11 protein-coding genes, 1 tRNA gene and 2 pseudogenes are annotated in these 13995 nt (G+C 64.6%); 5 read left to right on the top strand and 9 right to left on the bottom strand.

Annotation, left to right across the window (positions count from 1 at the left end):
* Nucleotides 1-39 precede the first annotated feature (39 nt).
* The 5 genes from H2037_RS02720 to H2037_RS02700 all read right to left on the bottom strand — a co-directional run bounded on the left by H2037_RS02720 (nucleotide 40) and on the right by H2037_RS02700 (nucleotide 7967).
* Complete coding sequence (locus H2037_RS02720) at nucleotides 40-4302, bottom strand: bifunctional class I SAM-dependent methyltransferase/DEAD/DEAH box helicase (protein ID WP_292117417.1); 4263 nt, start codon at nucleotides 4300-4302, stop codon at nucleotides 40-42.
* A 153-nt stretch (nucleotides 4303-4455) separates the two neighbouring features.
* Nucleotides 4456-6507 (bottom strand): ParB N-terminal domain-containing protein, encoded by a 2052-nt coding sequence (locus H2037_RS02715; RefSeq protein ID WP_292117414.1) that lies wholly within the window; start codon nucleotides 6505-6507, stop codon nucleotides 4456-4458.
* A 53-nt stretch (nucleotides 6508-6560) separates the two neighbouring features.
* Entirely contained in the window at nucleotides 6561-7463 is a 903-nt protein-coding gene (locus H2037_RS02710) for a toprim domain-containing protein (RefSeq protein WP_292117411.1), read from the bottom strand.
* Nucleotides 7464-7470: 7 nt separating this feature from the next.
* Entirely contained in the window at nucleotides 7471-7656 is a 186-nt protein-coding gene (locus tag H2037_RS02705; RefSeq protein WP_365832894.1) for a JAB domain-containing protein, read from the bottom strand.
* Nucleotides 7657-7748: 92 nt separating this feature from the next.
* Nucleotides 7749-7967 carry a helix-turn-helix domain-containing protein gene (locus H2037_RS02700; RefSeq protein WP_292117407.1) on the bottom strand — a complete coding sequence of 73 codons (219 nt, stop codon included), beginning with the start codon at nucleotides 7965-7967 and terminating at the stop codon, nucleotides 7749-7751.
* A gap of 790 nt (nucleotides 7968-8757) precedes the next feature.
* On the opposite strand from H2037_RS02700, the gene H2037_RS02695 reads away from it, so the two are divergent.
* Nucleotides 8758-8842 (top strand) — tRNA-Leu (locus H2037_RS02695).
* Between the two features lie 245 nt (nucleotides 8843-9087).
* Here the strand turns inward: H2037_RS02695 and H2037_RS17390 are convergent.
* From H2037_RS17390 to H2037_RS02680, 4 genes and pseudogenes are all read right to left on the bottom strand, one after another.
* Nucleotides 9088-9270, bottom strand: a pseudogene (locus H2037_RS17390) (transposase); the annotation flags it as partial.
* Nucleotides 9271-9490: 220 nt separating this feature from the next.
* Nucleotides 9491-9721: pseudogene (locus tag H2037_RS02690) on the bottom strand (DDE-type integrase/transposase/recombinase); the annotation flags it as partial.
* Between the two features lie 179 nt (nucleotides 9722-9900).
* Entirely contained in the window at nucleotides 9901-10395 is a 495-nt protein-coding gene (locus tag H2037_RS02685; RefSeq protein ID WP_292117403.1) for a MarR family transcriptional regulator, read from the bottom strand.
* An 83-nt stretch (nucleotides 10396-10478) separates the two neighbouring features.
* Nucleotides 10479-11698, bottom strand: a protein-coding gene (locus H2037_RS02680) for an IS3 family transposase (RefSeq protein WP_292117399.1) whose coding sequence is annotated in 2 segments (ribosomal slippage) — nucleotides 10479-11359 and nucleotides 11359-11698 — 1221 coding nt in all. Because the reading frame shifts where the segments join, the coding sequence is not laid out codon by codon here.
* Between the two features lie 101 nt (nucleotides 11699-11799).
* Here H2037_RS02680 and H2037_RS02675 point away from each other — a divergent pair.
* From H2037_RS02675 to H2037_RS02660, 4 genes are all read left to right on the top strand, one after another.
* A complete protein-coding gene (locus tag H2037_RS02675) occupies nucleotides 11800-12249 on the top strand; it encodes an SgcJ/EcaC family oxidoreductase (protein ID WP_292117397.1) in 450 nt (149 codons plus the stop codon).
* A 277-nt stretch (nucleotides 12250-12526) separates the two neighbouring features.
* Nucleotides 12527-13042, top strand: coding sequence for a hypothetical protein (locus H2037_RS02670; protein ID WP_292117395.1), 516 nt, complete (start codon nucleotides 12527-12529; stop codon nucleotides 13040-13042).
* Between the two features lie 265 nt (nucleotides 13043-13307).
* Entirely contained in the window at nucleotides 13308-13439 is a 132-nt protein-coding gene (locus H2037_RS02665; protein ID WP_292117393.1) for a transposase, read from the top strand.
* A gap of 158 nt (nucleotides 13440-13597) precedes the next feature.
* Complete coding sequence (locus H2037_RS02660; protein ID WP_292117392.1) at nucleotides 13598-13969, top strand: hypothetical protein; 372 nt, start codon at nucleotides 13598-13600, stop codon at nucleotides 13967-13969.
* The last annotated feature ends 26 nt before the right edge of the window (nucleotides 13970-13995 follow it).

The following is a 13995-nucleotide window of genomic DNA, read 5'->3' as shown; positions in this document are numbered from 1 at the left end:
CCTCCCGCCAGGCGGGGCCTCCGCCCCGCCTGGCCCGGCTCACGCCGCCGCGCCGTCGAGGACTGTCTGCACCGGATGGCGACGCAGCACCGCCTCCACCCTTTTCGGCTGATCGACCGGCACGAAGACGCGCGGCGTGAAGGCGATGATCTCGACGAAGCATCCCAGGGCGACCAGAGCGTCGCGATCGATCCGGCCGCCGACCACCTCGATCCGCCACCGGTCCATGACCCGCGCCCGCTTGAGCCAGAGCCCGCCCTCCAGCGACAGCTGAACATTCCGCTCCAGCAGGATGGCGGCGGTCTTGGCGCCGTCGGCCCAGGCGTCGCCGACCTCCGTCAAGCCAAGCGCGGACTTGAGCGTCCTGGCCTGCACCGGGTCGAGCACCCGGCCCAGCCAGCGCCGCCCATCCGGCGCGCGGACGCGTCGAACCGAACACCCGCGCGCTGGCAACCGGCCCCAGATCGGCAGCAGCAGCCCGGTCGCCAGCGTCAGCTCCCGTGTCCGCCACGGGTCCGTCCCCGCGACCTCCTCGTCCCAGACCCGCCGCCACTCGGCGACATTGCCCCCCTTCCACGACGACTCCTCGAACGCCTTCTCCGGCATCGTCTGCCGGTCGTCGGGCCGGATCAGCCGCACCGCCGTCACCAGACGATCCTCCTCCGTCGCCGTGGTCAGTCCCACCTCCGCGATCGCGGCTCGCCCGGACTTCTCGTTGACGACCAGCTGGTGAGCGATGCCTTCGGCCCAGGACAGGGCGTCTTCCGAGCGCAGGATCTCGCGTCGGACCTTCAGCGAGAAGGTCACCAGAGCCGTCTCAGCACCCGTGGAGACATCGGTGCGGATGACCTCCTGGTCGGTCACTTCCAGTTCCTCGGCCTCGATGTCTTCCAGACCGCGATCGAGATCGCCCGAGGCGGCGGCCCGCTCGAGGATGCCCGACAGGATGCGATCGAAGTCGGCGAACAGGGCGTTCTGATCGGCGATGCGAAGCGCCAGCAGCCGGTTCAGGAAGGTGTGGATCGGCGGCAGGTCGTCCGAGGGCTTCAGCCCGCCGTCGGCGTCGAGCAGCTTCAGGCTGGTCCTGGCCGTGAAGGTCTCGAGCGCCATGGAGTCGAGCTCGCCGAAGGCGAGCGCCCCATAGAAGACCAGCAGCGCGCGGCGCGCCCATGGACTTTCCAGATTGTCCTCGGGCCGAAACAGACCGGCGCCCGCAGTGCGGCGCTCCCCCCGGGTCAGGGCCCCCAGCGAGTCCAGCCGTCGCGCGATCGTCGAGGTGAACCGCTTCTCGCCCTGGATGTCGGTGGTGACCGGCCGGAACAGGGGCGCGGACGCCTGGTGCGTCCGGTGACTGCGGCCCAGGCCCTGGATGGCGGCGTCCGCCCGCCACCCCGGTTCGACCAGATAGTGGACCCGGCGCTGCTGGTTCGGAACGGACAAGTCGGCGTGATAGCTCCGGCCCGTGCCGCCCGCGTCAGAGAAGATCAGCACGCGTTTCCGGCCGGACATGAAGGCGTCGGTCTCGGCGCGCGCGGCCGAGGCGCCGCGCCGCTCGACGACCCGGCGGCCGTCCCGCACGACCACGCGACGGGACCGGCCCGTGATCTCGGCGACGGCGTCCGGACCGAAGGCCTCCAGGAGCGCATCGAGCACGCCGGGCACGGCGGGCAGACAGGCCATCCGGATCATCAGAAACTGGCGGCGCTCCAGAGCCTCCCGGCTGACGACCGGGCGGCCTTCGTTCATCACAGGGACCAGGGTCACGCCCCCATCGTCATCCTCGATGGCCTCCATCAGGTGGATCGGGAAGGCCTCGCGCAGATAGTCGAGGACATATTCGCGAGGCGTCAGGTCGATGGAGAGGTTGTTCCACTCCTCGGGCGGGATGGAGGCCAGCCGGCGCTCCATCACGGCCTCGTTGGTCGAGACGATCTGGACGACGGCCGACCGCCCCGAGGCAAGGTCGTCGCGGATCGAGGCGATCAAACTCGGCGCCTTCAGCCCGGCCAGCAAATGACCGAAGAAGCGCAGCTTGGCGCCCTCGAACGCTGAATGGACCGCTGAGGCGGCCATCGGGCTTTTGGGCTTGCCGTCCTCGTCGCTCAATCCCGTGGCCCTGAGCGCCTCCGCCAGGTTGGCGTGGATCAGCTGGAAGGCGTCGGCCCACGCATCCCAGATTTCGATGTCGTCCGGCGTCAGCGGATGAACGAGCGGCGCGTATTCGACGCCCTCGAACGACAGGCTGCGCGCCACATAGAGGCCCAGCGCCTTGAGCTCGCGGGCGACCAGCTCCATGGCGGCGACACCGCCCCGGTCCATGGCGTCGAGGAAGTCGGCGCGCGACATGAAGGGGGCCTCGGGCCCGCCCCACAGGCCCAGGCGGGCCGCGTAGGCGAGGTTTTCGGCCGTCGTCGCTCCGGTCGCGGAGACATACAGGACCCGAGAGGCCGGCAGCCGGTTCTGCAGGGCCAGACCGGCCATCCCCTGCAAAGACGCCTTCTTCGTCCCCCGCGCGCCCTTGCCGCCCCCGGCGGCGTTGGCCATCGCATGGGCCTCGTCGAAGGCGATGACGCCGTCGAAGTCATCGCCGAGCCAGGCGACGATCTGGTCGAGCCGGGACGGGCGACCGCCGCGCGCCGGCTGGCGAAGCGTCGCGTAGGTGGTGAACAGGACGCCGCGATCGAGACGAACGCCCTCGCCCTGCTTCCAGCGCGACAGCGGGACGAGGTCGTGGGCGCCGCCGCCGATCGCGGCCCAGTCGCGCCGCGCGTCCTCCAGCAGGGCGTCGTTCCGGGACAGCCACACGGCGCGCACGCGGCCCTGGGCCATGTTGTCGGCGATCACCGCCGCGATCTGCCGACCCTTGCCGCAGCCGGTGCCGTCGCCGAGGAAGAAGCCGCGCCGGAACCGGATCGCGCCCTCGTCCTCGTCCCGGACCAGCACCAGCTCATGCGGGGTTTCGCCGAGGCGGAACCGGCCGGGGAGCCAGGCCCCGTGCGCCTCGCCGGCGTATATCACCGTCTCGGTCTGGGCGTCGGAGATCCGACCCTCGTCCCGGATGACCGGAGGGAGGACGGGTCGATAGGTCGGCGCCGGCGGCGCGACCGAGGCCATTGGACCCGACTCCACCAGAGGCGACGGATGCGGTCGGGGATCGGGCAGAACAATCCGCGCCAGGGCGTGGGCCTGGTAAAGGCCGACGTCCCGCTCCTCTCCCGGCCAGGCGCGCACGTCGTAGGCGAGCGGCTTCGCTCCCGAAAGAAAGGCGAGCCGCCCGCCGGGCAGGGCCAGGGCGCGATCGCGCGGGCCCAGGTACGCCGCGGCGTCCAGCGTCAGACGCACGCGCGGCTTGGCCGAGCCCCGCGGGGGCAGGCTGGCGACGATCCCGGCCATGGCCTCCAGATCGTCCGGCTGGTGAAGCCGGCCATTCCAGGCGCTCCTTTCGCCCCGGTCAATGACCAGCAGGCCGGTCTGCACCGATGTGCCGTGTTTGGCGAAGGCGCGCGGGGGAAAGGCGACGGCGCCGACCATGACGCCATGTCGTTCGAGGCTGCGTCTCAGGCCGGTATCGGCGAGCGCCGTCGAAGGGACGATCGCCGCCATGCGCCCGCCATCCGCCAGGACCTTAAGGGCCGCGATCAGATGGGCCCCGAGATCGGAGAAGGGCGGATTGCAGACGACGACATCGAAGGCTCCGGCCTCGGCGAGCAGATCGGGCAGGTGGCGACCGTCCTCACGGCGCCGCGCGGCCAGGGGGAACAGGCCATCGAGAAGCGCGGCGCGGGCGGGCGCGATCTCGTTGAGGGTCAGGTCGCCGCCGCAGGCCTCCGCCACCACGGCCATCAGCCCGGTGCCGGCCGAGGGCTCCAGCACGGTGTCGCCGGGGCGCACCTGCGCGGCCAGCACCGCGAGGGCGGCGAGCTGCGGCGGCGTGGAGAACTGGTCGAGAGCGGCCTGTTCCTCGCTTCGCCGCGAATGGGTCAGGCCCAGGGCCGACACCGCGCCCAGGAGAGCCGCGATCTCGGCGGGCGAATCCTCCAGCCGTCCGACCTGCGGCTCCAGGCGCCGTATCTGGAGCACGGTGGCGCCCTCGATGGCGTCATAGGCGTCGCGCCAGGACCATGCGCCGTCCGCGTCCGACGCGCCGAAGGCGGTGGTCATGACGCCGGCGACGAGCTTGCGGTCGAGAGGACGTGAGCGGGCCAGATGGGTCGCGAGCGCCCGAGCCGCCGCCAGGATGTTGGCGGCCACATCTGAAATGGACGGGTCGGCGAAGAGCGAGAGGTTGCGGATCGAGTTCATGGCGGGCTCCGGTCGCCTGGAGCGGAGGGCGCCTCCCTCTCGGTCCCCCAGGCCGCCTCACTCCGCCCTTCCTCCGCCTCCGGGCGCTCTTCCGGTCACAGCAGAACACCGCCCCGGCCGGGGCCGGAGCGATGTTCAGGGCCGAACGCTCGCCTAAGCCGCTGCGGGATCGAGCGCGGCCTCGCCTGCGGGGGTCAAGACGAACCCGCCGGGACCTTCACCGGGATCGTCGTCGGCGTCCCCACCGTCGTCCTCGGTGATCTCGCCATGGTCGGGTTCGCTGATGGCCGGCGCCCTGGACCAGGACAGACCGGCCGGCGCCCAGGTCCGCGACGCCGCCTGTTCGACGACCCAGTCGACCAGTTCGTCCTTCTTCAGCGCCGCCGCCCGGACGTCCTCCGCCTTCATCTCGACCAGCATGTCCAGGAGTTGCGCCTTGGAGTGGGGACGAAGGAAGGCGGCGTCCGGTGTCCAGTGGAGGGTGATGTCCGCGCCGCAGAGCTCGGCCAGTTCCGCCGCCTCCGCGCGCGCGAGCTTGCGCACACCGTCCGTTCGCGGCTCCCTGAGATCGAGGCTGATCGCGGCGAGCTCGGCGAGCAGGGCCATCTTCTCGCCGTGGGGCAGCAGGCCGACCCAGGCGAGGACGGTCTCGCCTGAGGCTTGCCAGGCGGCGCGCCGTTGATCGAGCCGTTGACGCACGACGCCGTCCAAGGTCTCGATCGCCGGATCCTTGCACGTTCCATAGGGCTCGGCGTGAAGGGTCGAGGCCGACTGGGACGGCGCCAGATTGATCCGCAGCACCAGGACAGAGAACAGCCGCGCGATCACGAGGATCAGGGCGGCGCCCGGATCGTCGGCCAGGGCGCGGATCAGGCCCCGGGTCGCCACGTCGGTCCGGACCGCGTGCAAGGCGTGCGTGACGCCTTCGGTGTCGAAGGGGGGCGTCTCGGCCTGGGGCGGCGCGTAGGAGGTCGGCCTGACCGGCGGCGCAGGATGGTCCCCCTGGTCAGCCTCCCTGCTGTCCGCCTCGTCGTTCGGCTCCGCCGGCGAATAGCAGCGGAGGTCGATTCCCGAACCGCCGGCGGGCCAGATGACGACCGCCGTCACCACCCGCCCGCCGACACCGGCCTGGTCACTGAGGATCTTGGCGCGGACAAGTCGGGTCAGGATTTCGTCGGCGCCGTCTTCGGTGGTGTCGGCGTCCCGCGCCGCGTCATAGGCCGTGACGCAGGCGTCTCGGGCCGCCCGCCATGCCGCAAGCTCGGTCTCGTCCAGGTCTTCGCTGCGGTAGCCTAGGGGCTCCAGATCCTCGGGCATGTCCGGTTCCGAGCCTGCGGTGACGTGGACCTCGACGCCCTCGGCCTCGAACGTCAAGCCGATCCGGCGCACGCGTGCGAGCCACAGGTCGGAGAGCTTGTCAGGGTCGAGCAGGACGGCGGGCATCTCATCGAACAGGTCGGTCTCGATCCGGCCGCCCGCCGCCGCATACTGGTCCGGACTCACCAGGGCGCAACGACGGTCGCGGATCGTCACGCGGCCCGAGGGCTGCCGGTCGGTGATCCGCCATTCCTGGAAGCCGTAGCCCGCCAGAGCCTGTTCCGCGATGTCGACCTGCTCCTTCCGGTCCGGGAGCCGGGTCAGGGCCCGCGCGTTCTTCAGCGTGATCCGCCCCGTCTTCAGCGCCTCGAGCGCCACCGGCGGCAGGCCGGCCAGGGCCGCCAGACGCCTGATGTCGATCTCCGCATAGCCGAGCGCACGGGCGATCCCCTCGACGCTCAGCTTGGATTTCAGCATTCGGCCGATGGCTGCGATCACGTCCGCGACGTGAATCGGGAGGGCGGTATTGGTCAGGAGCACCGCAGCGGCCTGACGCGCCGGATCGGTCTCGACATAGACCTCGACCGGATAGTCCTCGTCGATTTCCCCGGCGTCGCGCAAGAGGCCCAGCGCGAGGCGACGGCGACGCCCATCCAGCGCCATCCAGCGCTGTTCCTGCCTGCCGCGCCCCGGCCGGACAGTCAGTCGCTGAAGCTGGCCCGCCGCCCGCATCGTGGCGGCCAGGGTCGAAATGTCGTCGTCCGGCGGTTCATTGAAGCGCAGGTTCTCCCGGGCGATGCCGACGTCGCCGAGACGGACGGTGCGTTCGTCACGCGAGACGACGACCGGCATGTCGACAGGGGTGGCGGCGGGAACAAGATCGGTCATGAGGATGGTCTCCAGACGGGCGACGGGGCCATCCCCGCCGCTCCGGCGCCCCCTCACCGCCCTCGCTCCTCCCTTTCCCTGGCCGCCCGCGCGACCTCGTTCCAGTCGCCGAACGGCGGGTCGGGCCAAACGATGCGCGCGTTCAGTCCCAGGGCCTTGAGCCGTCGGAGGAGCCGGACCGCCGCGCCCTCCCCGGCCGCACCGCGGTCGGCGGCGATCAACAGGCGCCGAAGCTGTACAGGCGGAATCCAGGTGGAGAGGTTGTTCGCCGACAGCAGCGCCCAACCCGGCAGCTGGAATCTGTCGATGGCCGACAGGGTGGTCACGACGCCTTCGCCAACGAGCATCTCGGCGGCGACCGGTGAGAGCCGCACCGCTGCGCCGGGAGGCACGACGCCGACGGTCTTGCGCCCGAGCTTGAGGCCGGTCGCCGGAAGGCCGTTCGGCTCGAGGTAGGTGATCTCGACCGCCGTCAGCCGATCCTCGATGTTCGATATGCGCGCGATGAGCGCGGGCCGGGTGCGGCCGCCGTCGCGGTAGACGGAGATCGGCACGGCCGGGTTGAAGCGCAGATCGAGCGCTCCGTCGCCGCTCGCGACGTGGCGGCGCCGAAGATGGCGCGACGCCGGGTCACCGGAGGCGAGAGGGCCGCCGCCGTCCCAGAGGCGCAGCGCGGTCTCCACTCGGACTCGACGGTCCGGCGTCGGCGCCGAGGGCCCGGCGCGCCCCGCGCCGATGAGGCGACCGTCTGCCTCGATGAACCCTTGTCGACGCAGGACGTCGCGCACCTCGCGCCAGTCCGCAGCCCCGAACCCATGAATGATGACGCGCCCATCGGCGTGCAGGAGCGAGACGGAACGGTCATCGGCGCTGTGGCCCGGCGCCGGCACATTGGCGCGCAGCCCGCCCTGGTAGAGGTCGCCGCCGAGGGCCGCGACGATGGCGTGCAGGGTCACGGCCGCCTCAGAACAGGCCGAGCGAACGGAAGCTCGCCGTGCCCTCGCGTCCAATGACCAGATGGTCGTGGACCTGCAGGCCGAAGAGCTTCGCCCCGTCCACGATCTGCCGCGTCATGGCGATATCCGCCTGCGACGGCGTCGGATCGCCCGAAGGATGGTTGTGGACCACGCGATATTTCCGGATAACCATTTGATATTATAGAATTTATTCATAGATCGGACGAAGCTGGTGCCGGGAAATGGGGTATGTCCGCAATGCTCGATCGTGGTCATCACGGCTGATCACCGGTGTGCTCGGTGAGTCGTTTTGACGCAGCATTGCACCCTATTCCTCTGGTCCCACGCTTCAAGCTCGTCGATGGGGTAGAGGACGGCCTTGCCGACCTTCACAAACGATGGACCGATCTTCATCGCTCGCCAGTTTCTAAGCGTCCCGACGGACACGCCGCCGCGGTAACGCTCCACCACTTCCTCCGCAGTGAGAAATCTGATCTCCGCCATATTGCCTCCTTTTAGCGGCGATGGTTCACGCCACGTTGCCAATCGTGCGCCAGCCATTTTTCGACGTTGTCGTCACCCATTGACATCTTTGGGCTTGCCGACATCCGGTGGCTCACGCTGCTGCACGGAGACAATTGCAACACAACGTGCTTCTTGGAGAAGTCTTTTGCGGTCGGCGTAGCACGCGCGGCTACTTCCGGCTACAAATAGGACAAACTGATGCGAGAGTGCGCAACATCCGACGGTTGAGAAATACAAATGGCGCTACTACCGGATCGCTTTCGTTAGTATCGCGATAGTCGTTGGCCGCGGGAGGGCGCATCCATCAGAACTTGCGGACGCAAAAAAAAGCCGCCTGGTTGGGACGGCTGAGGTGCGATTTGGTATCTCAGTTTGAGATGGTTGCGGGGGCCTGCAATCATCTCAAATTGCTCTTTCGGTCCGCCGCTTAGCTATCTGATTGGTAAATTTTTTTTGGGCGACAATAATCTTGGCCGGTGCTGCGCAGGCTCAACGCGTATCCATCGACTGCAACTGCGGTGGCTCAACGGAACCGTTTCTCATTAGCGCAGATCATTTCTCTCTGATCACTCACGTGATGTAGCGGCCAAGCCAGCAGACCCAAAGGTCTCAAAAAGAAGCTTGTCTATCAATTCACAGATACGAAGAGTTGAAAGCGGCGTATTTTCAAGGGCCTGACGGCGCGGGATTGAGGAGTGTAGGAACTGCCGGAACGGTGTTCGGTGCAGCATAGGAGCTGAGAGCCTGGGCTAGAATCGGCGGCAAATATGCGGGTGTGGTGAAACTGGTAGACGTGCCGGATTCAAAATCCGGTTCCGAAAGGAGTGTCGGTTCGATTCCGACCACCCGCACCAACAGTTTGAATGCGTTGAATTTGACACCCCAAGCTATCTCAACTCTCCACGGCTTGGTTCCGGAAGTCGACCGGCCGCGTCGCCATCATCACGCGGACCGGACCGCTCAGACCGATCACGCCGTCGCCTTCAGGGCGCCGATCACCGCTGCGATCGTGGCGGGCGAGGCGCCGTTCTCGATCGTCAGCTTAACGCCGGCGACATCGACCTCAATCGCTGCTGTCCGACGTCGCTGAGGACGCCGCTTAGGACGCGGCGATCGCGAGGGTGCGTCGGGCTCCGCTGGCGTCGCCGCCAACCCGAGCTATCACCGCGGGCACAAAGGCCGGCGGCGCCCCAGCCGCCTTGCGCGCCTCGCGCCGCCAGGTGAACAACTGCTGCGGCGTCAAACCATGCCGGCGCGCAACCACCGACACGACCGCGCCAGAAGCGAGCGTCTCCTAGAGGATCAGCGCCCTTTCGTCCGCCGACCAGCGCCGGCGGCCCATCGCGCCGTTGATGACCTCGAAGCGCCGGACCTCGACCTCCGGTTCACGTCTATGGTCAAGCGTAGACACAAAACGATCCTCCATCGGATCGTCACTTTGAGCGCTCACGCCTCAGGGAAAAAGGTGCCGTCGGGACGACGCTTACGCACTACCCCAGGGCATTGCCGGACGAGCTCATTAAGCAGGTGATACCGTGGACGGCCAAGAGACGCTGGAACTGCTCGCTGGTGTATTGGCCGCCCTGATCCGAATGGTGAAGGAGTGCATCCGGCTTGCGTCTGCGCCAGATCGCCATGATCAGCGCATCCGCGACGAGCTGGGCCATCATGTTGGCATTCATCGATCAGCCAACGACACGGCGCGAGAACAGGTCGATGACGGCAGCCACATAGAAGGCCCTGTCGGAACACCGTGCTCGCTTAGCGAGCGGCTCGGCAAGCTGCTTCTGACGCAGCACGAAGCCGAACGACGCGGGTGCGTTCCGACTCAAGCGTCTTCAGGGCGCCCTCGACCTCTTTAAGCGCCTACAGAATAGGAGTCGTCCATCTTTCCGAACCATGCCGGACAAAGCTAAAATCGATCAGGCACACGGTTCGCCACTGCGGTGAGGGCTGTTCCGACGACGTCAATAAACTCGCTTATCCTTGCCAGTTCCGCATCACTGAACCGCGCCATGACGGTGATCATTGCCTTGACCAACTCACACTGATGGTCCTCGAGTGCCGCGATCACGCTGGCCTTGCGATTGAGCTGCAGAATGACACGGCGACGGTCTTCGGAGTCCCGCTGTCGATTCACTACTCCGGCAGCTTCGAGACGATTGATGATTAATGTCGTCGCCGGCGTTGACGTATTCGCCAGTTCGCCCAAGCGACCCGCAGTGATGGGGCCAGTCTCGGCAAGAATCGCGATGCATTTCAGGTCGACAAGATTGACTCCCATGCGATCGGCAAAAGCGAAGTTGGTGAGCATCAAAGCATCGCCAAGACGCTGCGCAATGCTGATGCAGAGTGCCTTTTCAATGAGGGGCCGGCCCGGCCGACTGGCTTGAGAGAGTTTGGGCAAGTTGACTATCCCTCATAAAATAGATAACAAAATTACCTAACACTATTTCCTTTTTGGAGTTGCCCCTTAAAAACCGGACATGATCAGGTTTCTGTTTGACGGTTTAAGAACTCACGCGGTGAGCGATACCCTAATGCCTTGTGCGGGTGAAGGGTATTGTAGTGTTCGAACCATGATGGCAGTTGCGCGATGACGGTTGCGGCGTCTGGTCGAGGGTTCACAGAGACGTAGTCGCGCTTGAATGTTTTGACGAAAGCCTCTGCCATCCCATTGGATTGGGGGCTGCGAATGGGCGTGGAGCACGGCTCCATGCCGATATCGACAAGCAGTGACCTGGTGTCCTTTGCGATGAAGCAGGAGCCGTTGTCAGTCAGCCATTCGATTGGCTTTGGAAGGGTGTTGATGAGACCGAAGCGGTTCTCCACAGCCGTAATGACCAGGTCCCGGACGTCCTCACTCTTGATGCCCTCTGTTGTCGCGACATGGGCAATGGCTTCGCGATCACAGCAATCGAGCGCGAACGCAACGCGGACCTTCTCCTTGTTGTCGCAGCCGATCTCGAAGCCGTCTGAACACCAGCGCAGATTGGATTGCTCGACAGCAACGCGGCCATCGTGGCGACGGGTGTCGAGAGCACCGGTGTGGCGCTGAAGAAGCATACCATGAACCTTCATCACCCGGTAGACGCGCTTGGCATTTGGCCACGGTCGGCTTTCGCTGCGGGCTTTACGGCAAAGGATCGCGTGCACCCGGCGATATCCGTAGGTGGGCATATCGTCGATGATGGTCTTGATCTCATCCACCAGCTCCCGATCAGCAAGCGGCGGACGCCCTCTGGCTTTGGAGGGACGTCGCTTCACAGATTCCGCGATGTTGGATCGGGCGACACCCAGGGTCTCACACACCGTCGTCATCGCGAAGCGTCCTTCGGCAACGAGAGCGAGCGCAACAGGTGTTTTTTTGACCCTGATGCGATCTCAAGCGCTTCCTTGAGGATTTCGCCTTCCATCGTCTTCTTGCCAAGGAGGCGCTGCAGCTCTTTCACCTGGTTCTGAAGCGCTCTGTATTCGGATGCAGGAACGACCTCTTCCTGCGATGCCGTGGCCGTCAGCGCACCCTGCGCCGCAAGTTTGCGCCAGGCGAATAGCTGGTTCGGTTGAATGCCGTGCCGTCGCGCAACGATGCTGACCGTGACATCAGGCTCGTAAGTCTCCTGGACTATCGCCAGCTTCTCCGCTGTCGACCAGCGACGGCGACGCTCACGGCCGGACAGCACTTCTATCTTGGGGATGTGACTGGTCATAATGGGCACATTACTCCTAACACTTAACAAGTGGGAGATCGTGTCCGGGGATTTAGGGGGCCATTACACTTTTAATGTCATTACCATAGAGGAGACCCCAGGTGAGCATCGCCGAAGATGATGGACCGGAGGCCATCCAAACGCTTTTAGCAAGGTCGATTGATGCTTGGAAGCACGGCGACGCTGATGAATACGCCTCGGTCTTCACCGAAGACTGCCGCTACATCGCGTTCTTCGGCGGCGTCTATCGCGGGCGGCGCGAGGTGGCCGAGTCACATCGGGTCCTGTTTACAGGCCCGCTGAAAAAGACTGAGCTTTTCGTCGAAAGGCTTGAACTCCGCTTCTTGAGAAAAGACGTAGCGCTGCTGATCACCCGGGGCGACGTGGGCCGGAAGCCGCCCCGCAAGTTCGGAAAGGTGCAAAGTTATGTAGCAGTGCGCGACAATGACCGTTGGCTCTTCTCTCATTTTCAGAACACGAAGCGCCTCGGCTTGGCGCGCTTCCTGGCGTATCGGGCGGGTGCCGGTACTGTGCCGTCACTGGACTGGTGAGGAGTCGGCGAGCACGCGGATGTCCACTTACTTTAATATAGAAGCCCTCACGGCGTGCTCGTCCAGAAATCGGCGATATTATTGATAAATTCGAGGGTTATATCAGCCCGTCACCGAATTGAAGGCCCGAACAATTTACCTTCGGACGCACCAGCGAATGGGTGCAGACCATTTAATTCAGACCGCTTCCAAGAAATCCCATGTTGACAAAAGTACCATACTGTATGGTATTGATATCTTACGAACGTCCGTTTCTGACGCGGTTGAGGGGAGCGAAATGCTGAGACAAATTATTGAGTGGCGAATTGATGTCTCGGCAAGAGAGCTTGGGGGGTCAATGGACTACATAAAGGATATACTGCGTTCGTCCTTCCCCGCCTTCCGTCGATTTATTCGGATCTTTTCGATTTCGAATTATCGTGGCAAGTTGCCCGCCGATGCCTACCACATTGCCCGAATTGTTGCGGCACGCGATGAAGATTGCGGTACTTGCGTTCAAGTCGAAGTTAATCTCGCGATTAAGGCGGGCGTTCGAAGCGAGGTGCTCCAAGCCGTAATTCGATCAAGTCCGCATTCTTTGCCGACGCCACTTGGCGCCCTCTACTGCTTTGTCGAGGCAGTGGTCCAATCCACAGGTGAGGACAGAGAATTGCGGCCATTAATCGTCGAGCACTATGGGCATGAAGGCCTCGTAGAAATTGCGCTCGCAGTCGGCGCAAGTCGATTCTTGCCGATTTGCAAACGAACGCTGGGTCATGCAACGAAGTGCTCGATAGTTAAAATAGAACTCTAGAATTCTGGGGAACCACTTTGTCGGACGTAAGGTGTAGGGTAGTACATCGACAACGCCTGCTGGCAAAATAGGTAACTTGTCTTCGGCAGTTCGGTGACCGGCGGCGCTTCACCATCCTGACTTTTTCAATCGACAGCGCATGGCGCACGCGGGAACTTTTTTGGCGGACCGCGCCTGGCAAGAACGCATCCGATGAGTGCCACCTTGTCGCGTTGATGGCTTCTGACGAAGCATATGGCTTTAAGGCTAGCCTTAAGGTCGGTTGATGCGGGTTGAGATTCTCAACGGCATCGAGCGTCGGCGGCGCTGGTCGCGCGACGAGAAGATGCAGATTATCGAGGAGACGCTGGCGCCTGGCGCGGTCGTGACGGAGATCGCGCGACGGCACGTCGTCTAAACCAAGCCCAGATGCCGCCTTCGCCAAAATCCGGCACACTACCTGCACCTGCTTAGTGAGCCGGTGCGCTATCGGTCCCAAAAATATCAACCCTGATGCTTGCTCGCTTTAGTACAATACGGTATGGTACTGTTACATGGATATCTGGAGAAGTGAATTTGAACGCATGGTTCCTTTCTGCTGCGGGTGTAGCGGCGCTTATTTGTGTAATCCACGTTGTCGCCGGAGGTCGTGAAGCAGTGCGGCCACTTCTGGCTTCGACGGAGATTAATCGAAGCGCAAAGTACACCCACTATTACTGCTGGCATCTCGTCACCATTACCATAGCGGCGCTGGCAGCCGCTTTCGCTTATGCCTCGCGATCTGGCGCAAGTTCGGATCTGGCGGTGCTGGCGACGGGCATGTCATTCCTGTTCGCGCTTCTCAACGTCATTCAGATCGCGATCTTTCGCCTGCCGATGAAGGAATTCGGCCAATGGATCCTGTTTCTCGGTCTGGGGCTTCTCGGCATTGCGGGCCTCCTGACATGAGCAAGGCAGGAAGACTTCGAATGTCT

It is taken from the genome of Brevundimonas sp., from assembly GCF_013912065.1.
Taxonomy (GTDB): Bacteria; Pseudomonadota; Alphaproteobacteria; order Caulobacterales; family Caulobacteraceae; genus Brevundimonas.
Note: the sequence above shows the minus strand (reverse complement) of the source record. Positions and strands in the feature narration are given on the sequence as shown.

Excerpts from the sequence above, each read along its gene's own strand:
- H2037_RS02720 (WP_292117417.1), bottom strand. The coding sequence starts at position 4,302 with ATGAACTCGATCCGCAACCTCTCGCTCTTCGCCGACCCGTCCATTTCA.
- H2037_RS02715 (WP_292117414.1), bottom strand. The coding sequence starts at position 6,507 with ATGACCGATCTTGTTCCCGCCGCCACCCCTGTCGACATGCCGGTCGTC.
- H2037_RS02705 (WP_365832894.1), bottom strand. The coding sequence starts at position 7,656 with ATGGTTATCCGGAAATATCGCGTGGTCCACAACCATCCTTCGGGCGAT.
- H2037_RS02700 (WP_292117407.1), bottom strand. The coding sequence starts at position 7,967 with ATGGCGGAGATCAGATTTCTCACTGCGGAGGAAGTGGTGGAGCGTTAC.
- H2037_RS02670 (WP_292117395.1), top strand. The coding sequence starts at position 12,527 with ATGCTGAGACAAATTATTGAGTGGCGAATTGATGTCTCGGCAAGAGAG.
- H2037_RS02665 (WP_292117393.1), top strand. The coding sequence starts at position 13,308 with ATGCGGGTTGAGATTCTCAACGGCATCGAGCGTCGGCGGCGCTGGTCG.